19 protein-coding genes are annotated in these 18,532 nt (G+C 71.9%); 6 read left to right on the top strand and 13 right to left on the bottom strand.

Translation table 11 applies throughout. From position 1 onward, the window contains the following. Positions 1 to 97 precede the first annotated feature (97 nt). On the top strand, positions 98 to 748 hold the full coding sequence (locus ACWY4P_RS07560) for an FMN-dependent NADH-azoreductase (protein WP_456209368.1): 651 nt from the start codon (positions 98 to 100) through the stop codon (positions 746 to 748). A 161-nt stretch (positions 749 to 909) separates the two neighbouring features. On the opposite strand, the gene ACWY4P_RS07565 is transcribed toward ACWY4P_RS07560, so the two are convergent. From ACWY4P_RS07565 to ACWY4P_RS07575, 3 genes are read right to left on the bottom strand one after another with little or no spacing between them, the layout of a single operon-like run. Then, positions 910 to 1,398 carry a MarR family winged helix-turn-helix transcriptional regulator gene (locus tag ACWY4P_RS07565; protein ID WP_456209369.1) on the bottom strand — a complete coding sequence of 163 codons (489 nt, stop codon included), beginning with the start codon at positions 1,396 to 1,398 and terminating at the stop codon, positions 910 to 912. Between the two features lie 49 nt (positions 1,399 to 1,447). Next, entirely contained in the window at positions 1,448 to 1,990 is a 543-nt protein-coding gene (locus ACWY4P_RS07570) for an NUDIX domain-containing protein (protein ID WP_456209370.1), read from the bottom strand. 46 nt (positions 1,991 to 2,036) lie between these two features. After that, positions 2,037 to 2,807: a class I SAM-dependent methyltransferase gene (locus tag ACWY4P_RS07575; RefSeq protein ID WP_456209371.1), complete on the bottom strand. Its 771-nt coding sequence runs from the start codon at positions 2,805 to 2,807 to the stop codon at positions 2,037 to 2,039. Between the two features lie 157 nt (positions 2,808 to 2,964). On the opposite strand from ACWY4P_RS07575, the gene ACWY4P_RS07580 reads away from it, so the two are divergent. Further along, complete coding sequence (locus ACWY4P_RS07580) at positions 2,965 to 3,444, top strand: DUF2267 domain-containing protein (protein ID WP_456209373.1); 480 nt, start codon at positions 2,965 to 2,967, stop codon at positions 3,442 to 3,444. 74 nt (positions 3,445 to 3,518) lie between these two features. Then, on the top strand, positions 3,519 to 4,493 hold the full coding sequence (locus tag ACWY4P_RS07585) for a glycosyltransferase (protein WP_456209374.1): 975 nt from the start codon (positions 3,519 to 3,521) through the stop codon (positions 4,491 to 4,493). Between the two features lie 111 nt (positions 4,494 to 4,604). Here ACWY4P_RS07585 and ACWY4P_RS07590 read toward each other — a convergent pair whose 3' ends face one another. Together ACWY4P_RS07590 and ACWY4P_RS07595 are read right to left on the bottom strand one after the other, a co-directional pair. Further along, on the bottom strand, positions 4,605 to 5,894 hold the full coding sequence (locus ACWY4P_RS07590) for a zinc-dependent alcohol dehydrogenase (RefSeq protein WP_456209375.1): 1,290 nt from the start codon (positions 5,892 to 5,894) through the stop codon (positions 4,605 to 4,607). 84 nt (positions 5,895 to 5,978) lie between these two features. Beyond that, positions 5,979 to 6,515: a GNAT family N-acetyltransferase gene (locus ACWY4P_RS07595; RefSeq protein ID WP_456209376.1), complete on the bottom strand. Its 537-nt coding sequence runs from the start codon at positions 6,513 to 6,515 to the stop codon at positions 5,979 to 5,981. A gap of 87 nt (positions 6,516 to 6,602) precedes the next feature. Here ACWY4P_RS07595 and ACWY4P_RS07600 point away from each other — a divergent pair, with 87 nt between their 5' ends. Next, complete coding sequence (locus ACWY4P_RS07600; RefSeq protein WP_456209378.1) at positions 6,603 to 7,196, top strand: helix-turn-helix domain-containing protein; 594 nt, start codon at positions 6,603 to 6,605, stop codon at positions 7,194 to 7,196. Between the two features lie 16 nt (positions 7,197 to 7,212). On the opposite strand, the gene ACWY4P_RS07605 is transcribed toward ACWY4P_RS07600, so the two are convergent. Then, positions 7,213 to 8,577 (bottom strand): hypothetical protein, encoded by a 1,365-nt coding sequence (locus ACWY4P_RS07605; RefSeq protein WP_456209380.1) that lies wholly within the window; start codon positions 8,575 to 8,577, stop codon positions 7,213 to 7,215. Between the two features lie 92 nt (positions 8,578 to 8,669). Here ACWY4P_RS07605 and ACWY4P_RS07610 point away from each other — a divergent pair, with 92 nt between their 5' ends. Next, entirely contained in the window at positions 8,670 to 9,161 is a 492-nt protein-coding gene (locus ACWY4P_RS07610; protein ID WP_456209381.1) for a MaoC family dehydratase, read from the top strand. Between the two features lies 1 nt (position 9,162). Here the strand turns inward: ACWY4P_RS07610 and ACWY4P_RS07615 are convergent, their stop codons facing one another. Genes ACWY4P_RS07615 through ACWY4P_RS07645 form a run of 7 tightly spaced genes read right to left on the bottom strand, consistent with a single transcriptional unit; the run spans position 9,163 to position 16,407 of the window. Then, positions 9,163 to 10,140 carry an ornithine cyclodeaminase family protein gene (locus ACWY4P_RS07615; protein WP_456209383.1) on the bottom strand — a complete coding sequence of 326 codons (978 nt, stop codon included), beginning with the start codon at positions 10,138 to 10,140 and terminating at the stop codon, positions 9,163 to 9,165. After that, on the bottom strand, positions 10,137 to 11,219 hold the full coding sequence (gene dmpG / locus ACWY4P_RS07620) for a 4-hydroxy-2-oxovalerate aldolase (RefSeq protein ID WP_456209384.1): 1,083 nt from the start codon (positions 11,217 to 11,219) through the stop codon (positions 10,137 to 10,139). Before dmpG ends, ACWY4P_RS07615 begins: the two co-directional genes overlap by 4 nt. Then, a complete protein-coding gene (locus ACWY4P_RS07625; RefSeq protein WP_456209386.1) occupies positions 11,216 to 12,142 on the bottom strand; it encodes an acetaldehyde dehydrogenase (acetylating) in 927 nt (308 codons plus the stop codon). Before ACWY4P_RS07625 ends, dmpG begins: the two co-directional genes overlap by 4 nt. Further along, positions 12,129 to 13,142, bottom strand: a complete 1,014-nt coding sequence (locus tag ACWY4P_RS07630) for an HpcH/HpaI aldolase/citrate lyase family protein (RefSeq protein WP_456209387.1) — start codon at positions 13,140 to 13,142, stop codon at positions 12,129 to 12,131. Before ACWY4P_RS07630 ends, ACWY4P_RS07625 begins: the two co-directional genes overlap by 14 nt. Further along, the gene (locus ACWY4P_RS07635; protein WP_456209388.1) at positions 13,142 to 14,401 is read right to left on the bottom strand and encodes an 8-amino-7-oxononanoate synthase family protein; all 1,260 of its coding nucleotides are present in this window, start codon (positions 14,399 to 14,401) and stop codon (positions 13,142 to 13,144) included. Before ACWY4P_RS07635 ends, ACWY4P_RS07630 begins: the two co-directional genes overlap by 1 nt. Next, positions 14,398 to 15,246, bottom strand: coding sequence for a cupin-like domain-containing protein (locus ACWY4P_RS07640; protein ID WP_456212845.1), 849 nt, complete (start codon positions 15,244 to 15,246; stop codon positions 14,398 to 14,400). The genes ACWY4P_RS07635 and ACWY4P_RS07640 overlap by 4 nt, the downstream gene beginning before the upstream one ends. A 54-nt stretch (positions 15,247 to 15,300) precedes the next feature. Further along, positions 15,301 to 16,407, bottom strand: a complete 1,107-nt coding sequence (locus tag ACWY4P_RS07645; RefSeq protein WP_456209389.1) for an MFS transporter — start codon at positions 16,405 to 16,407, stop codon at positions 15,301 to 15,303. 314 nt (positions 16,408 to 16,721) lie between these two features. Here ACWY4P_RS07645 and ACWY4P_RS07650 point away from each other — a divergent pair, with 314 nt between their 5' ends. Beyond that, positions 16,722 to 18,257, top strand: coding sequence for an aminopeptidase P family protein (locus tag ACWY4P_RS07650; RefSeq protein ID WP_456209391.1), 1,536 nt, complete (start codon positions 16,722 to 16,724; stop codon positions 18,255 to 18,257). Positions 18,258 to 18,532 lie beyond the last annotated feature (275 nt).

Genomic DNA, 18,532 nt, shown 5'->3' on the forward strand with positions numbered 1-18,532 from the left:
TATCATTCAATACTGTCTCGTGTGTAACTATCATCGAGTACGGAATCCCCAGACCCCTGGCTCCCCGCCTCGGGCACCGCTCTTTTGGAGAAAGTCCATGGCCACGCTGCTGCACATCGACTCGTCCGTATTCCCCGGCGAGGCGTCCTCGTCCCGTTCGCTCGCGAACGTCTTCCGCAAGGCATGGGAGGAGCAGCACCCGCAGGGCACGGTGATCTACCGCGACCTCGCCGCCAGCCCTGTCCCGCACATCACCGCCGACGCCTGGTCCGCCGGTTACGCCGCCCCGTCCGAGCGCACCCCGGAGCAGTCCGCCGCGTTCGCCGCGCGCGAGAAGCTCATCGAGGAACTGGAGCAGGCGGACGCCGTCCTGATCGGCGCCCCCATGCACAACTACTCGATCCCGTCGACCCTCAAGGCGTGGCTGGACAACGTGTTCCTGCTCGGCCGCACCGCGGGCGAGGCCCCCTCCGCCCAGGGCACCCCGGCCGTCGTCATCGCCAGCCGCGGCGGCTCCTACGCACCGGGCACCCCGCGCGAGGGCTTCGAGTTCGTACTGAACTACCTGGAGGCCGTACTCGGGGGCACCCTCGGCCTGGACCTCGACTTCATCGTCCCGGAACTCACCATGGCCCCCCGCAACCCGGCCATGTCCGCACTGGTCCCCCTCTACGAGGCCTCCCGCGAGCGCGCCTTCGAGGACGCGACCACCAAGGCCAAGGAACTCGCGGAGCGCCTCGCCGCGTAGCCCCCGGGCCCTGGACGCCGTGTGGCGCCTCACCCCAGGACGTCACACGGCGCCCTCGTCACCTGTCCCCCCTCCGGCGGTGACGGTGGCGCCGGACAACTCGCTCGCCGCCGGCGGCGAAGCGCGCCCACGCGACAGGCAACCGATGCGTGTGGGCGCGCTCAGTCCTCACTGCCCGCGGGATAGGCAAGCCGGGTCAGCAGATCCGCCAGCCGCTCGGGCTCGCCGGGCTCCAGTTCGGCGACCAGCCGCTCGGCCAGCGGCTCCGCCGCCACATGAGCCGCGTCGAAAAGCTCGATGCCCTGGGGCGTGATCTCCACCGCGCGCACCCGCCGGTCCCCCGGAACCGCCTTGCGTACGGCCAGCCCCCTGCGCTCCAGGTCGTCCACGACCCGCATGATTCCCGCCTTGTCCGTCCCCGTCGCCGCCGCCAAGTCCCGCTGCGCCGTCGGGCCACGGTCGACGAGCACGATCAGCACGGCAAAATGCCGCAACTCGATGCCGAGCGGCCGAAGCGCCTCCGTCATCACCGCGGCCGCGTGCCAGTGCGCCCGGCGCAGCAGCAGGCCGAGGGCGAAAGGCGAGGCGTCCCCACGGCGGCCGGACGCACGCGAGGCGGTGGTCTTATGAGGAACGTCGGCGGCGGTCATGAGCGCATTTTACCAGCCATTCACTCATTCGATACGGTATCATTTGAAATTAAATGCGTTCGACGAGTCGGTCGAGGAAGATCTCCTGCTTGGCCACGATCTTCTGCCGCGCTTGCCTGAGATCCAGCCAGGCCACCCGGTCGATCTCGGGGAAGGCCTGAAGCCGCCCGGAACCCCTCGGCCACTCCATCTCGAAGGTGCCCGGGGTGACCCGCCGCGGGTCGAGGTCTCCCGCCAGCGCCCATACCGTCACGACCTTGCCCCCGGTCTGCCGGACGGAGCCGAGCGGAAGGAGACCGCCCGGGGGCGGCGGCAGGCCGAGCTCCTCCTGGAACTCCCGGCGTGCCGCGGCCTCCGGGTCCTCGTCCGGCTCGTACTCGCCCTTGGGGATGGACCACGCGCGCTCGTCCTTGCGCGCCCAGAAGGGCCCGCCCATGTGGCCGAGAAGGACCTGCGCGGCGGAGGCCGGGGCCGGCTCCGCCGAGTCCGCCACTGCCGGGTCCGCCACTGCCGGGTCCGTCTCTGGCGCGTCCGTCTCTGCCGCGTCCACCCCGCGGAACAGCAGGATTCCGGCGCTTCGCTTTGCCGTCACAGTGCCCAGTGTGCGCGGCGCCCGCCCGGCCCGCCGCCGCGGCTCATCAGCCCTTGCGGGCGTAGCCGAGATAGGTGACCTGAGGCCGGGCGTCGGGGGCCAGGACGAAGTCGACGATGGGCGGGATCTCCTCGTCGGTGATCCGCCCTCGGCGGCGAGCCATCGTGGCCTTGACCAGGCCGCGCGGATCACGGGGCTTGAAGTCGCAGATGTCCTCGTTGCGCAGCCCGTGGCGGCGCAACGCCTCGGTCAGTTCGGCGGGGGTGCGCAGCCGTGCCGCGGCGTAGCGCCCGGGCGGCATGATCCGGGTCATGGGCAGGCGCTGGAAGGCGACGAGGTAGATCAGCCGGGACAGCGGGGTGCGGTTGACGGTGTCGTAGACCAGCACGCCGTCCGGCGCGAGCGCCCGGGCCGCCTCCGCCAGGACCCGGTCGAGGGCCGGGGTGACCTCGAAGGTGTCCGCGCAGTAGACGAGATCGAACGCGCCGTCGGCGACGCCCAGTTCCTCCGGCCGCGCGGTTTCGTACCGGACGACGAGGTGCTCCCGCTCGTCCGCTTCCCGCGCGATCGCCGTCGCGGAGGCGGACGGGTCGACGGCGAGGACGTCGAATCCCAGCCCGGCCAGGCCGCGGGCCAGCAGTCCGCGTCCGCTCCCCACCACCAGGGCCCGGCTCCCGGCCGCGGTCAGGCCGACGCTCCGCAGGGTTTTGCCCACGTACTCCAGGCGGCTGGCCTGGAAGGCGACGGCTCTGATCTGACGGCCGTCCACCGCTTCGGGTAACGGTGAGTCCAGTTCGATGCGCGGCGCTCGGGCCATCCTCTACTCCCTCTTCTCCCTTTTCGGTCTTGCCCTCGTGTGCGGCTGGTCCGACGGTAACAAGGGGGCGCAGGGCGGCCGATCACCGACGGTTCGCGGGGGCGGCCGTGGGCACTCGGCTGACGATGCCGACACCGCGACGCTGGGGGTGCTGATCATGCGCTACGAAGAGCTGACAAGGCAGGTCCAGGCGCTGGCGCAGCTGCCCGACCTGCGGTCGGCGGAGCAGGCGGTGCGCGCCACGCTCGAGACCCTCGCCGAGCGGATTCCGGACGGTCTGGCCGACCACATGGCGGCGCAGCTGCCGGCCGAGGCGGCCGACTCCATGCGGCGGGTGGCCGCGTCCCACGAGGCCTCGTCCGAGGAGCGGGCCTACCGGCGCGACCACGGCGAGCGGTTCGACCTCACCGGCTTCGCGGGGCGGATCGCCTGGCGCGCCCGGACCTCGGAGGAGGAGGCGCTCCGGGAGGCGAGCGTGTTCTTCGAGGTGCTGGACTCCGCGGTGAGCCCGGAGCTGATGGAGAGGCTGTACAAGGCGCTGCCGAGCGACATCCGGGAGCTGCTGCCGGAGGCGCGGGCCTTCGAAAGCCAACGGGGCCAAGGGAGCCGGGGAGCCAGGGGAGACCAGGAGGAGTAGGAAGGCCGAGCAGGCCGCGGCTCATCCGTTTTGTCGCGTTGCAAGGGGTTACTCACCCTGAGCGAGGTGAGCACATGAACATACTGATCTGGCATGTGCACGGCTCCTGGACCACGGCGTTCGTCCAAGGCCCGCACCGCTACCTGGTGCCGGCCCTGCCCGACCGCGGGCCCGACGGCCTCGGCCGCGGGCGCACGTTCACCTGGCCCGCCTCGGTCACCGAGCTGAGCCCCATGCTGCTGCGGGACGCCCCGGTCGACCTGGTGGTCCTCCAGCGGCCGCACGAGGCGGCGCTCGCCGAGTGCTGGCTGGGCGGACGCCGCCCCGGGCGCGATCTGCCCGCCGTCTACGTGGAGCACAACACGCCGGACGGAAACGTCCCCCACACCCGCCACCCCTGTGCGGACCGGGACGACCTGCGCGGCGTGCCCCTGGTGCACGTCACCCACTTCAACCAGCTCTTCTGGGACAGCGGCACCGCCCCCACCACCGTCGTCGAGCACGGTGTCGTCGACCCGGGCCATCTGTACACCGGGGAGCTGGACCGCGCCGCGGTCGTCGTCAACGACCCGGTCCCGCGCGGCCGCACCGCGGGCACCGATCTGCTGCCCGCGCTGAGCCGGGCGGCGCCGCTGGACGTCTTCGGCCTGCGTACGGAGGGGCTCGCCGCGTATCTGGGCCTGTCCGGGGACCGTCTGCGCCGCGCGGAGCTGCCACAGGCCCGGCTGCACGCCGAGATGGCCCGCCGCCGTCTGTATCTGCACCCGGTGCGCTGGACCTCGCTGGGGCTGTCCCTCCTGGAGGCCATGCACCTGGGCATGCCCGTCGTCGGCCTGGCCACCACCGAGGCGGTCGAGGCGGTGCCCGAGGGCGCCGGTGTGCTCTCCACCCGCCCCGAGGTCCTCGCCCGCGCCGCGCGGACCTATCTCCGGGAGCCGGCGGCGGCGGCCGAGGACGGGGCGCGGGCCCGCCGCGCGGCGCTCGAGCGGTACGGGCTCAAGCGCTTCCTGGACGACTGGGAGCGGCTGTTGGCGGAGGTGACCCGCTGATGTCCCGGCCTTGTCCCGACATCGAGGACACGAGCCACCGCCCCTGACCCTGAGCCCGTGGCACGGGGTCAGGGTCAGGGGCGGTGGCTCACGCGTTCATTCCGCCGCCGGTCAGCCGTGGGCGCCGGCCGTGGTGGCCGCGCCGGTACCCGCGGCGTGTCCCTGGCCCGGCGCCACGCTGCCGGCTCCGCCGATGCCCAGGGCCACCTTGGTCCAGCCCTGTTCGCGGCGGTCGAAGGCGCGGTATGCCTCGATGGCGTCCTGGGTGCCCGACCAGTGGGTGATCAGCGGGGAGGGGTCGAGCTCGCCGGAGGCGACCATCGAGACCAGATGGGGCAGATAGTGGCGGTGGTGGCAGTTGCCCATCTTGACGGTGAGGTTCTTCTGGAACGCCTCACCGATCGGGAAGTGCTGCGCCTGCGGCGGATAGACGCCCACGATCCCCAGCGTGCCGGCCTTGGCGGCCATCTGGATGGCCCAGCGGGTGGCCAGCGACGGGGCGTCGCCGGGCCGCCAGGTGCCCTGGTCGTCGGGGTTCTGCTCGGGGGCGGTCTCCCGCAGCTCGTGGGCGAACTCCTCCCGCTGCCCGGCCAGGGTGTCCACCGCGGGGCCGTGGTCGGGGCTCGCGGCATCGATACCGACGGCGTCGATGACCCGGTCCGCGCCGATGCCACCGGTCAGCTCGCGCACGGCGGACACCGGCTCCTCGGCGTTGAAATCGATGGTCTCGGCGTGCTGTCGCTGGGCCAGTTCGAGCCGGTCGACGACCCCGTCGACGACGATGACCCGGCCCGCACCGCACAGCCGGGCGCAGGAGATCGCCGCCTGCCCGACAGGGCCCGCGCCAAGCACGGCGACCGTGTCGCCGGTGCCGATCTCGGCGAGCTTGGCGCCGAACCACGCGGTGGGGTAGATGTCCGAGAGCAGGATGGCCTGGGCGTCGTCCACGGAGTCGGGCAGCGGTACGAGCCCGGTGTGCGCGTACGGGACCCGGGCGTACTCCGCCTGTAGCCCGTCCAGTCCCCCGGCGGACTCGGGACCACCGAAGAAGGTGGTGCCCGCCAGGGGCCCGTGGGGGTTGGCCCGGTCGCACTGGGCGTGGTAACCGGCCCGGCAGTAGCTGCACACCCCGCAGGCGACGGTGGAGGGGATCACCACCCGGTCTCCGGGGCGGAAGTTGCGCACCCCGCCGGCCACCTCCTCGACGATGCCCACGGCCTCATGGCCGAGGATCCGCCCCTCCCGCATGCCCGTCATGGTGCCGCGCACGAAGTGCAGATCGGTGCCGCAGATCGCCGAGGTGGTGATCCGTACGATCGCGTCATACGCGTCCTGGATCTTGGGTTGGTGCACGTCCTCGAGGCGGATGTCGCCTACGGAATGCCATACGACAGCTTTCATGGTTGCTCGCTTCCTGGGCGACAGGATGGTTCCCGGCCTACCGGGGTGCCCAGGCGGGAGCGGGGGAAACAGACGGCCCGCGCGCTACCAGACGTCGCCGTCGCGCCAGTCGCAGATCAGCTCGGCGGAGACATCCAGGGGTGCCGCCGCCGGGAAGACGAAGATCCACCCGTCCTCCTCCGCGGTGCGCCGGACGCCCTCGGGGGTGAGCGCCGAGGTCGGCCCCTGCCACCGCTGCCAGCCGCGCGCCGTGTAGAAGTCCACCGCCTCGTCGCTGGAGGACAGCGCGCCGAGGTCGTACGCACCGCGCACCACCCGCTCCAGCTCCGCCATCATGGCCGCGCCGTGGCCCCGCCCCCGCCGGTCCGCCCGCACCCCGACGCCCTCCACATAGCCCGCGCGCAACGCCCGCCCGCCGTGCAGCAGCCGCCGCTGCACCACGGACGCATGGCCGATCAGCTCGCCGTTCTCCCAGGCCAGGGCGTGGATGCCGCCCAGGGCGTGTTCCCAGTCGTGGTCGCTCAGGTCGCCCTCGAAGACCTCGTATTCGAGGAGGGCACGCGCCGCCTTGAGGGTGGCGGGATCCAGACCGGAGGTGTGTGCGGTGTGTATATCGGTCATGACGCCATCGTCACACCCGGCGGCCCGGCGGTGCAGCGGAATTCCGTCCGCTTGACAAAGCCCCTTGCCGGAACGGCAAATAGAAGGGTGACGGACGAGGATTTCTCGAGTGTGCTGACAAGTGTGGGGCCGCGGCTGCGGGCGCTGCGCCAGACGCGTGGCGCAACGCTGTCCCAGCTGAGCGAGACGACCGGGATCTCGGTGAGCACCCTCTCGCGCCTGGAGTCGGGGCAGCGGAAGCCGACCCTGGAGCTGCTGCTGCCCCTGGCCAAGGCCCATCAGGTGCCGCTGGACGAGCTGGTCGGCGCGCCCGCCACCGGTGACCCCCGCATCCATCCGCGCCCCTTCACCCGGCACGGAAGGGTCTTCGTGCCGCTGACCCGCCACCTCGGCGGGCTGCACGCCTACAAGATGATCCTGCCCGCCCGGCAGACATCCGAGGGCACTCGGCTCGAGCAGAAGGTGCACGAGGGGTACGAGTGGCTCTATGTGCTCTCCGGCCGGCTGCATATCGCTCTGGGCGAGCGCGACCTCGTCCTCACCGCGGGCGAGGCCGCCGAGTTCGACACCCGTGTCCCCCACGGCTTCGCCGCCGCGGGAGACCAGCCCGTCGAGGTACTGAGCCTCTTCGGGGCCCAGGGCGAGCGGATGCACGTAAGGGCCCGCCCCTCGGGCGGCTGAGAGCGCCCCGGAGCGCCTAGATGGCCACCACGCAGTCGTCGGAGCTGTTGGCGCCCAGGACGCTGACGATCCCCGCGGTGCCGTCGCCGAAGAACCGGGAGAACATGCCCGCCGGCCGGCCGCCGAAGAACAAGGGCCCGAACACCGGGGCCACATCGGCGTCATGTGGCTCCTCGGCGCCGTCGGCGACCATCGCCAGCCGACAGGTGCGGGGCGCCACGAACTCCTGCACCACGCTGGTGCCCGTCCCCGCGGCCGCGGCCACCGCCGCCTCCCACTCCGCCTGGCCGGTCTCCCGGCCGATGACGACCTGCTTGCCGCTCATCCCGATGCTCTCCTTGAGCACCAGCAGCTCGCGGTTGTCCACGACGAACGGGACGAGGTCGACCTTCCGCTCGCCCCGGCTCGTCCACCGGTGGGACAGAACCCGTGTCCACGGCAGATATCTGTCGACCAGGGCCCGCTCCGCCGCGCTCATCCATGGCCGCCCCTCCGACAGCAGGCCCATGGTCAGCTTGCTGGACAGAAACGTGGAGGTCTGGGTCCCCACCAGCAGACAGCCGTTGTCCAGCGCGGCCTGTACCGGCGCGGTGTCGATGCCCAGCTCGGCCCAGTCGGGGATGGTGAAGTTCCGCAGCCCGAGCGGGTAGCGCAGCCGCGGCGGGCAGTCCCAGGCCTCGTGCAGATCCTCGGGCTCGAAGAAGCGCGCCGTCAGCCCGTGGCTGTTGAAGTGGTCGGCCTCCACGTCGAAGTACCGGGTGGACTCCACGCCCTGGTCACGGGCGCTGCCCACCAGAGCCACCCGGGGCGCCACGGCCAGCTCCGCGCACAACCCCCGGAACATCTCGGCGCGCACGGCGAACGGGTCCTGGTAGCCGAACGGCACCCGGCCCGCGTCGTCGGCGTAGAGCTTGCGCCACACCTCGAGACGGCAGTGTGTCTCCACCGGGCCGCCGAGCGCCCCGCTGACGTTGAACTCCAGAAACCGCGGCCCGTGCGCCCCGATCACGATGTCCGGCCGGGCCACGCAGTCCGCGTAGCGCTCCTCGACGAACTGGTCGGCCATGAACAACTGGTGTTCGCTCGCCGGCATGCGGTACGCCGCCAGCCTGCCGTCCGTGGTGGGCGCGGACTCCAGGGCGGTGCGGCGCACCAGGTCGAGCAGCGCGGCGGTGGCGCGGAACAACTCGGCGTACGACGCGCGCGGCAGCGCGATCGGCGCGGCGGGCAGCAGTGGCTGGTGCGGCCAGCCGGTGTCCCGGATCCCGGTGCGCAGCATCTCCCGGATGGTGTCCGCGGGCGCGGCGGGCTTCAGCCGGTGGCGGCCGAACCACGGGTGTCCCCACGTCCCCCGGGTGCCGACGTCCTCGAGCGCGCCCATCCGGCCTCCCCCCATCCCTGTCGGCCCAATCGCCTTCGTGGCAGCTGCATTGGCGAGACGTCAGCATAGTCAGCGCCGCTACCCTTGGCGGCATGACGCTGCGCCGGGTCCAGGACAACGAGTACGTCGAAGAGCACGGCGGGGACTACGAGGACTTCGAGCCCGGCATGGTGATCCGCCACTGGCCGGGCCGGACCATCACCGAGACCGACAACACCTGGCTGACCCTGCTGACCATGAACCAGCACCCGCTGCACTTCGACCGGACCTACGGGGAGGGCGCCGAGTACGGGCGGGTGCTGGTCAACAGCGGGATCACGCTGTGTCTGGTCGGTGGCATGACCGTGCAGGCGCTGTCCGCGCGGGCGGTGGCCAACCTCGGCTGGGACAAGGTCCGGTTGAAGGAGCCGGTGTTCGTCGGCGACACCCTCTATGCGACCAGCCGGATCCTCGGCAAGCGGCTGTCCAGGTCCCGACCGGGGCAGGGGATCATCACGGTGGAGACCACCGGCGCCAAGTCGACCGGGGAGACGGTCATCGTGTTCGAGCGGTCCTTCATGGTGCGCTGCCGCGAGGCGGGCTGACTCACCCCCCGCCGGCGCCCGCGGCCTCGTGGAGCGCGGCCGCGGCGGCGGTGTCCTCGATGGCCATGCCCACCCCGCGGAACACCGAGGTCCGGCCGTCGGCTGAGTGCCGCGGCGCGCTTGCCCCGTTCACCAGGGCGCCCAGTTCGTGCAGCTCGGCGACGCCGATCAGCCCGTCGGCCAGGGCGGCCCGCACCTCGCCCGCGTCCTCGAGCGCGGCGGCCCGCTCCTCCACGACGACGAACGCGGACGCCAGGAGTGCCGGGTCGACCTCGATCGCGTCCTCATGGGTCCCGCCGATCACGTTGATATGCGCCCCGGGGGTCACCCAGTCGGCCGCCACCAGCGGTGTCCGGTCGTCGGTCGAGGTCGCCGTGCAGATGACCGCGGCGTCGGCTACGGCGTCCTTCGGGGTGTCGCACACCGAGACCCGTATCCGGTGGCCGGCGGTGGCGCGGAGCCACTCGGCGAACGTCTCCGTACGGGCCCGGGTGCGGGAGAACACCCGGACCGAGCGGATCGGGCGTACGGCGGACACGGCCCGCACCAGCGCCCGGGCCTGCACCCCGGCGCCGAGGACGGCCAGGTCCTCGGCGCCCTCGGGGGCGCACAGGCGGGTCGCCAGGCCGGCCACCGCACCGGTGCGGACGGCGGTCAGCTCGGCGCCGTCCAGCAGCGCGGTGATCCGCCCGGTGTCCAGGTCGGTCAGTACGACCACACCGTGGATCAGCGGCAGCCCGCGGTCCGGGTTGTCCGGCGTGAGCGTGGTGATCTTGACGCTGCCCACCCCGCGCCGCTCCCAGACCGCCGTTCCGGCCAACAACTGCCGCCGCGGGCCGTGCTCGATGATGGTCCGGGCCGGGGACCGCGTCCGGCCCGCCGACAGATCGGCGAACACCTCGGCCAGCGCGTCGATCACCCGCACCAGCCGGTCCGGGCCCGCCATGTCCTGCGCGCCGATGGTCACCGGCCCGCTCATGGGCCTCCCTCCCGCTCAGTCTTGCCGCGCTCCAACGCACGGGCTTCCCTCGTCACCGCTCGCTCCTCCGTCGCTGCGCGGCTCAGCTCGGCGACCACGTCGACGATCAGGTCCTCCTGCCCGGCGATGGCCTGTCGCCTGCCGAGCTCGAAGAACACATCGCGCGGGTCGACTCCGGCCCGCCCGGAGCGGTCGAGCACCTGATGCTTGAAACCGGAGAACACCCCGGCCAGACCGCTGACGATGGACAGCGAGCCGGTGACCGGCGGCGCGGACATCAGCTCCCGCTCGGCGAACTCGGCGGCGTCGAGCAGCGCGTACAGGTCGATGCCGGTCTGGAACCCGGTGCGCTCCAGCACCGGCACCACCACCTCGAGCTGGGTGTTGCCCGCCCCGGCCCCGAAGCCGCGCGCGCAGCCGTCGATGATCCCGGCCCCCGCCTCGGCGGCGGCCACGGAGTTGGCGACCGCCATGCCGAGGTTGTTGTGCCCATGGAAGATCACCGGAACGTCCAAGGGCCCGACGGCCTCGACCATCGCGCCGATCCGTTCGGTGACGTCCTGGGGCAGGAAGTGGCCCGCGGAGTCCATGATGCCCACCGCCCGTGCCCCGTACCCGACCGCGCGCACGGCGTGCTCGGCCAGTTCGGCGGGGGTGGCCATATGGCTCATCATCAGCACGCAGTGTGCCTCCGCGCCCTCCTCCCCCAGGAGCCCGAGGTGGCGCTCGGCCAGCGAGGTCTCGGTGCAGTGCACGCCGATACGGATCACATCGGCGCCGTGCGCCACCGCCTTGCGCAGATCGTCGGAGGTGCCCCAGCCGGGCAGCATGAACACCCCCATTTTGCTGTGCCGCAGGGCTTCCCGCACGGTCGACAGCATCTCGTCGTCGCTGACGGCGGCCCGTCCCACCTGGAGGGAGGAGGCGCCCAGACCGTTGCCGTGGCCCACCTCCACCACCGGGATCCCGGCCGCGTCGGCCGCCTCGGCGTACCCCCGCAACGCCGCCACGCCGAGTTGGTGGCGCACCGCGTGCTGGCCGTCGCGCAAGGTGGGGTCGTGGATCACCACGGAGCTCATCGGCCCACCGCCCTCCGGGCGGCCGGGGCGAGCCGGGCCGCGTGCTGCTCGGCGACCAGGATGGCGGCCGAGTTGATGATGTCCAGGTTCCCGGCGTACCGGGGCAGTACGTCGCTGTCCGCGGGGACCTCCAGGGAGACCACGACCCGGTCGCCGGTCACCGTGCAGGCGACGACCTCGTACCCGGGTTGCTGCGCCCGCACCCGCTGGGCCGCGTCGGCCACCAGGGTGCGCACCGCCTCGGCGTCCGCCCCGGGGATGACCGCTTGGACGGCGGTCCGAAAGGTCGCCGGGGGCACGGCCGGGCTGATGTTGAGGATCGCCTTGGTGTCGCGCACACCGGAGAACGCGGTGAGGGCGTGCTGGGTCGTGGCGACGTATTCGTCGAGGTTGAGCCGGGTGGCCCGGCCCGCGATGGTACTGGCCACGGTGGAGACGACCTCGATGTACTCCACCTCGAACCGGTGGGCGAGGGCGTGTGCGATCGGGATCGACGCCTGTCCGCCACAGCTGATGAGGCTGACGTTGCGCTCGGCCGGCGGGTGGGGCCCGGTCACCGTGGGCACCACCATCCGGCCGACCCGGCTGGGGGTCAGGTCGATCAGCAGCGTGTCCAGCGGCTGGAGCAGCCGCCAGTGTTCGGCGTGCGACATCGCGTTGGTGGCGTCGAACACCACGTCGTACGGGCGCGGGGCCGCGAGGATCGCGTCAATGCCCTCCGCCGTGGTCGGACAGCCGAGCCCGGCGGCGTGCCGCAGCCCGGCGGACTCGGGGTTGCGCCCGGCCACCAGGCCGCAGTTCAGCACGGTGGAGCGGTGTACCTTGCCGACCAGGTCCTGGCCGATGGCGCCGGTGCCGATGACGGCGACGGTGATGGGCGGGATGGTGCCGGGCCCGGCGGTAGCGCGCTCAGTGACCGTCATGGCCCGCCTCCTCGCCGCCGCCACCGACGCCGCCGCTGCCACCGACACTGCCGGTGCCGCTGCCACCGACGCCGCCACCCTCACCACCCGTGCCGCCGTCCCGGCCGAACCGCTCGGCCCAGGCGTCCCCGCGCGCCACCGTCGCACGGGCCATCCGGGCGAACGGCGGCCCGACCATGTTCCCGTCCAGGACCGCGATCCCACCGTCCGCCGCCCGCACGGCCTCGGTCACCCGCCGGGCCAGCCGCAGCCCGGCCGGGTCGGGCCGCAGGGCCCGGTTGATCGCGCCCAGCTCCCTCGGGTGCACGGTCACCTTGCCGTGGAAGCCCAGCTCGCGCACCCGGTCGATCTCCTGCGCCAGCGTTTCGGGCTCGGCCAGCCGGAAGTTGGCGGTGTCGATCAGGGCGGTGCCGTGCCGGGCCCCGGCCAGGGCCATCGCCTGGCGGGCCGCGAGCAGGCCCGCCCAGCTGATCTCGATGCCCAGGGCCGCGGCCAGGTCCGCCGAGCCGAGGATCAGCCCATCGGCAACCGCCGCGATGGCGTCGATGTCGGCGACGGCGGCCGGGGTCTCCACGGTCACATAGATCTCCGGGCGGATCCCCGCCGAGGCGAGGGTGTCGCGCATCAGCACCACCTCCACCGCGGACTTCACCATCGTCATCACGATGAAGCCGGGCTTGACCGGGCATTCGGTGAGCATCACCAGGTCGTGCACCGCCTCGATGGTGCCCAGTTCGTTGACGCGCACGGCCGCGTTCGCCGGCTCCGGCGCCTTCTCCAGCGCCGCCCGGCACACCCTGCGCGCCGCGGGCTTCTCCGGCGGCGGGACGGCGTCCTCCAGGTCGACCAGATGCACATCCGCGTCGTAGGACCACGCCCCCACGACCCGGTCCAGCGACAGCGCGGGCGTGTACAGGATGGAGCGCGGGATCGCCCGGGCGGCGCCCGTCGGCGTCGGAGTCGGCGTCCGCGGCAGTGTCGGCGGCAGCGGCAGTGTCATCAGGGTGCCTCCTCCGGCGCGGGGGCCGCCTGCTGGACGCCCACCTCGGCAAGGGCCGCGCACAGCCCGCGGATCTGCTCCTCGGTCTGGCCCGCGCGGAGCATCACCCGCAGGCCCGCGGTGCCGCGGGAGACGATCGGGAAGAACACCGGCGAGACATAGAACCCGGCCTGGTACACCCGGCGGCCCGCCTCGATGACCGTCTCGTCGCTCATCGGGACGACCCGGATCGGGAATGTCGTCCCGGCCTGCCCGGTCTTGATGTGGCTGTCGAACAGCTCGATGTTGGCCCGCAGCCGCCGCTGGAGAGCGGTCAGCTCCTCGGTGCGGTGGATCTCCGCCGAGGCCAGCGAGGCCCCGACCGCGGCCGTGTTCATCGGCTGCGAGTAGCTGAGGGCACCCGCGAACCGCTCGACCACGCGCAGCGTCTCCTTCGGGTGGCCGTCGAGCAGGATCGCCGCGCCGCTGGTCCCGAACGCCTTGTTCAGGGTCGCGACGGTGATCGTCCGCTCGTCCAGCACCGGGCAGTGCGAGCGGATGTAGCCGATGCCGCGCTCCCCGTACGCCGAGATGGAGTGCGAGTCGTCGTAGTACACCAGCAGGCCGTACTTGTCCTGTAGCTCCGCCAGCTCCCGCACCGGCGCGTACCCGCCCAGGCTGTCCGAGCCGTCCACGACGTAGGCGACCCGCTCGTACCGCCCGCACATGTCCTCGAGGAACCCGAGGTCGTGGTGGCCGCAGGTCACCACCTCCGTCTCGTCGGCGCAGGCCGGCTTGGCCCCGGCCATCGACACATGGCAGTTCTTGTCGAACACCATCAGCGGTCTGACCCCGTTGCCCAGATGCCCGGAGGCGATCAGCGGCAGCAGTCCGGCGCTGGCGACGCCCGCCGAGATCGCGGCCACCACCTCGGCGCCGAACAGCTCGCCGAGCGAGGCCTCCAGCTCCAGCAGGGCCGGGATCTGCACCCGGCTGCGCGGAATGCAGTGGTCCAGCACGCCGAACCGGCGCAGCGCGGCGACCGCGCCCTCGATGACCTGGGGGTGCGAGTCCAGGTCCAGATAGGAGCAGCAGGTGAAGTTGGTGAACTCGTGGCCGTCCGCGGTGTGCAGCACGCCGGCCCTGCCGTCTTCGAGATCGGCCACGATCCCGGCCAGCCCGCTGCGCTCGGACAGGTCCCAGAACGCGTTCCCGACGCCGACGGCCTTGTCGTTGTTGCGGTACCGGTGCGTGGGCTCGATGGCCTTGCGCCCGGTCATGACGCCGCCTCGGCGGGCTGGTAGTTGTAGACGCCCTTGAGCTTGCGGTACGCGGCCGTGTAGAGCGCGACGCCGAGCACATAGGGTCTGCGGAGGATCTTCGGGTCGCGCAGCCAGAAGTTCATGTTGATGTTCATCTCGTCCAGCGACTCGGCCTGGTGCCACCAGCCGAGCGGGAGGTAGAGCATCTGTCCGGGCTCCAGGATCAGCTCCCGGCGCTCGGCCAGCCTGGCGGCGAGCTTCGGGAAGCGCCGCCGGTCGACGTCGTCGAAGTCGAAGACCTGCGACTTGTCGCCGAACCCGCGCACCATCGACCTCGGGTAGTACTCCCGGAATCCCGGGGGCGCCAGAACGAACCGCTTACGGCCCTCCAGCGCTATGTTGAAGTTCTCCAGCTCGTCGAAGTGGCTTTGGGTGAACACTCCGCGGTGGCTGATCCACACGTTGGCCGCGTTCAACGAGCGCCGGTAGTCGAACAGTTCCTCGGCGTCAAAGCCGAGGATCGCGTCGACATCGGCCGGGCTGTTGCGGATGTTCGACACGATACGGTTCCAGGTGCCGGGGTCGGTCCGGTATCGCTCGTCGGCGAAGAACTCGCGGAGCCGGATCTCCTTGGTGGTCCAACGCCGTGAATTCTGTTTGTCACTCGGCTCGGTGAAGAGGGTCACCTTCATGTTTCCGAGGCGCTCGGCCACGCCCTCCCTGCCGAGACCCCTGGCGCCTTTCGGCAAATTGATCACCACTGGGACATCTGCCCGGATGAGGGCCCGTCGCCCGAAGGCTGTGAACTCGTCGAACGAGAGACGGGGAACCGGTAATCCCCCGAGACCCTCCCGCTCGGACATGTGATGCGCTGTGCTCACAACTCTGTCCTCATTGCTCTCGTGACGTCATTGTTCTCATACGGTGGTTTCCGAAGCCGGTCCCGGGGCCGGCCTGGTCCTCAGGAGCGCCGGCTGTCCCATGAGGCTCAGCCCCATGGCGAGGATCCCGCCGCCGACCGCCGCCCACGCCGCCTGCTCGAAGCCGCCCGGGTCGGCCAACCGCCCGCCCACGGCCGTGCCCAGGGCGATGCCGAGGGCCCCGGCGCTGGTGAGCCACGAGAACCCCTCCGACAAGGAGCCCTTGGGGGCCAGCGACTCCAGCAGCGTGCTGCCCGCGATCAGCCCCGGGGAGATCGCCACGCCCGCGACGACGGCGAGGAAGGCCATCACCACAGAGGAGTCCGCGAAGGCCAGGGGAACCACGCCGAGCGTCAGCAGGGACGTGGTGATCGAGAGCAGCCGCGCCTGCGACAGCCGCCAGTTCACCGCCCCGTAGACGGCTCCGGCGATCAGGCTGCCCACTGCCGTCAGCGACAGGAACACACCGGCCAGCCCGGAGGCCGACCGCTCCTGGGCGAACGCGATCATCGTGACGTCGACCGCGCCGAGCAGGAACCCCATCCCGGCGTAGGAGACCATCAGCACCCGGACCCCGGGCACCGCGATGGCGCGCTCGGGGCCGCGGCCCGGGGCCGGCTCGGGCACCGGCTCGGACCGGTGGTGCAGCGCCACGGCGATGGAGCCGGTCAAGGTCAGCGCCGCGCAGGCGATCAGGCCCGCGGCCGGGTGCACCGCCGAGGCCAGGGCGGTGGCCAGCAGCGGCCCCAGCAGGAAAATCGTCTCGTCCAGCATGGATTCCAGGGCATAGGCCGTCCGCAGCACTCTGCGGTCGGCCATCGCCGCCCACCGCGCCCGCATGAACGAGGTGAACGAGACCGAGGCGCACCCGGTGGCCACCGCCGGGACGATCAGCAGCCACAGCGGGGCCTCGAGCAGGATCGACACCAGCAGCAGCGTCATCCCCACGGCGTGCGCCACGGATGCGGTGAGCAGCACCCGCCGCTGGCTGAGCCGGTCGGCCAGCCGCCCCAGCACCGGGCTGGCCACCCCCTGCGAGACCAGCATGGCCGCGGCCACCGTCCCGGCGTCCGCCAGCGACCCGGTGACCGAGGAGATCAGCATCAGACAACTCAAGGACCGCATGGCGATGGGGAATCGGCCGATCATCCCCCAGAACGCCAGCGCGGCGGCGCCGGGCGCCCGTAGTAATCGGAAATAGGACCCGAGCCCGGAATTCGAGCTCGTTGTACCTTCGGACACCCTGCCCCCGTCAGTGCGAAACAGCCATTCCGAAAATTCCTGACGATCTCGAGCCGGAAAACCCGGTCACGCCACAGATCAAGGAACGAATTGTTCCGCACCGACTGTGCCGATCCCCCGCGCCCCTGCCCAATACAGCGAATCGTCATAATAGGCTGGCCACCACCCGGTTGGCCATGGGTGATTCGATCGAGGAGGCAGTCGTGACCGAGCGGACGTCCGAGAGCCAGGGGCCCACGCAGGAGCTCCAGCCCCCGGAGGGCCCCGAGGGCGAGCAGACCGAGACCTTAAAGCCGCGCAAGAACAGCCTGGAGCGTGGCGTGAGCGACGAGCTCGCCGAGAACATGAAGCAGGGCTGGGCCGACACCGAGCGGCACGACCTCGAGCCCATCCCGCAGGCCGCGCACACCGCCCGCCGCCGCGCCGAGCTCTCCGCCCGCTTCACCGGCGAGCGCCTGGTGATTCCCGCCGGCCATCTGAAGATCCGCGCCAATGACACGGACTTCCCCTTCCGCCCCTCCTCCGACTACGTCTATCTGACCGGCGACCGGCCCGCTGAGTGCGCTGACGGCGTCCTGGTGCTGGAGCCCCGGGGCGAGGGCGGCCACGAGGCCACCGCGTATCTGCTGCCCCGCTCCGACCGCGAGAACGGCGAGTTCTGGCTCTCGGCCCAGGGCGAGCTGTGGGACGGCCGGCGCAACAGCCTCACCGAGAACGAGAAGCTCCTCGGCCTGCCCTGCAAGGACGTCCGCAAGCTGGCCGACGAGCTCAAGAAGGCGACCGGCCCGGTCCGCGTGCTGCGCGGCTACGACTCCGGCGTCGAGGCCGCCTTGCACGACAAGGTGACCGCCGAGCGCGACGAGGAGTTCCGCGTCTTCCTCTCCGAGATGCGCCGGGTCAAGGACGAGTTCGAGATCGCCGATCTGCGCTTCGCCTGCGAGGCCACCGCGCGCGGCTTCGAGGACGTGGTCAAGGTCCTCGACAAGGCCGAGGCCACCTCCGAGCGCTACATCGAGGGCACCTTCTTCCTGCGCGCCCGCGTCGAGGGCAACGCCGTCGGCTACGCCTCCATCTGCGCCGCCGGCCCGCACGCGACCACCGTGCACTGGGTGCGCAACGACGGCCCGGTCCGCTCCGGCGAACTGCTGCTGCTCGACGCGGGCGTGGAGACCCGCAACCTCTACACCGCCGATGTGACCCGCACCCTGCCCATCGGCGGCCGCTTCACCCCGATCCAGCGCAAGATCTACGACGCGGTGTACGACGCGCAGGAGGCCGGCATCGCCGCCGTCAAGCCCGGCGCCGCCTACCGCGACTTCCACGAGGCCGCCCAGCGGGTGCTCACCGAGCGCCTGGTCGCCTGGGGCCTGCTCGGCGACCTGTCGGTGGACAAGGCCCTGGAGCTCGGCATGCAGCGCCGCTGGACCCTGCACGGCACCGGCCACATGCTCGGCCTCGACGTCCACGACTGCGCCGCGGCCCGCACCGAGATGTACGCCAACGGCACGCTGGAGCCCGGCATGGTGCTCACCGTCGAGCCCGGGCTGTACTTCCAGCCCGACGACCTGACCGTGCCCGAGGAGTACCGAGGCATCGGGGTGCGCATCGAGGACGACATCCTCATCACCGACGACGGCACCGAGAACCTCTCGGCCGGCCTGCCCCGGCAGGCGGACGAGGTCGAGGCCTGGATGGCCGCCCTGAAGGCCTGACGCCCCCGTCGAGGCCGGGCCCGGCGCCGCGCGGCCGGCCGGGGGCACCGCCTGTCCGGGACAGCACGCCCGGTGCGCCGCGAGGCTGCCGCCCCGCGGCGCACAACGGGGAGAGTCACCGCGGAGCGGCAGCCGGTCCGAGTCGACGCGACCCGGGAGAGACTCCGGAGGCGTGGGTTCCCCGGAGACTCGTCGGGGAGTACGGACCACGGCCCCATGTTGTTCAGCCTTCCACTACATTCGGTTTGCCGCGGCGGCCCGGCCCTTGCCAGGCT

Source organism: Streptomyces sp. LZ34 (assembly GCF_053890475.1).

Bases quoted from the DNA above. Each gene is read 5' to 3' on its own strand.
- ACWY4P_RS07560 (WP_456209368.1), top strand. From the start codon at position 98: ATGGCCACGCTGCTGCACATCGACTCGTCCGTATTCCCCGGCGAGGCG.
- ACWY4P_RS07565 (WP_456209369.1), bottom strand. From the start codon at position 1,398: ATGACCGCCGCCGACGTTCCTCATAAGACCACCGCCTCGCGTGCGTCC.
- ACWY4P_RS07575 (WP_456209371.1), bottom strand. From the start codon at position 2,807: ATGGCCCGAGCGCCGCGCATCGAACTGGACTCACCGTTACCCGAAGCG.
- ACWY4P_RS07580 (WP_456209373.1), top strand. From the start codon at position 2,965: ATGCGCTACGAAGAGCTGACAAGGCAGGTCCAGGCGCTGGCGCAGCTG.
- ACWY4P_RS07585 (WP_456209374.1), top strand. From the start codon at position 3,519: ATGAACATACTGATCTGGCATGTGCACGGCTCCTGGACCACGGCGTTC.
- ACWY4P_RS07590 (WP_456209375.1), bottom strand. From the start codon at position 5,894: ATGAAAGCTGTCGTATGGCATTCCGTAGGCGACATCCGCCTCGAGGAC.
- ACWY4P_RS07595 (WP_456209376.1), bottom strand. From the start codon at position 6,515: ATGACCGATATACACACCGCACACACCTCCGGTCTGGATCCCGCCACC.
- ACWY4P_RS07605 (WP_456209380.1), bottom strand. From the start codon at position 8,577: ATGGGCGCGCTCGAGGACGTCGGCACCCGGGGGACGTGGGGACACCCG.
- ACWY4P_RS07610 (WP_456209381.1), top strand. From the start codon at position 8,670: ATGACGCTGCGCCGGGTCCAGGACAACGAGTACGTCGAAGAGCACGGC.
- ACWY4P_RS07615 (WP_456209383.1), bottom strand. From the start codon at position 10,140: ATGAGCGGGCCGGTGACCATCGGCGCGCAGGACATGGCGGGCCCGGAC.
- dmpG (WP_456209384.1), bottom strand. From the start codon at position 11,219: ATGAGCTCCGTGGTGATCCACGACCCCACCTTGCGCGACGGCCAGCAC.
- ACWY4P_RS07625 (WP_456209386.1), bottom strand. From the start codon at position 12,142: ATGACGGTCACTGAGCGCGCTACCGCCGGGCCCGGCACCATCCCGCCC.
- ACWY4P_RS07630 (WP_456209387.1), bottom strand. From the start codon at position 13,142: ATGACACTGCCGCTGCCGCCGACACTGCCGCGGACGCCGACTCCGACG.
- ACWY4P_RS07635 (WP_456209388.1), bottom strand. From the start codon at position 14,401: ATGACCGGGCGCAAGGCCATCGAGCCCACGCACCGGTACCGCAACAAC.
- ACWY4P_RS07640 (WP_456212845.1), bottom strand. From the start codon at position 15,246: ATGTCCGAGCGGGAGGGTCTCGGGGGATTACCGGTTCCCCGTCTCTCG.
- ACWY4P_RS07645 (WP_456209389.1), bottom strand. From the start codon at position 16,407: ATGCTGATCTCCTCGGTCACCGGGTCGCTGGCGGACGCCGGGACGGTG.
- ACWY4P_RS07650 (WP_456209391.1), top strand. From the start codon at position 16,722: ATGGGTGATTCGATCGAGGAGGCAGTCGTGACCGAGCGGACGTCCGAG.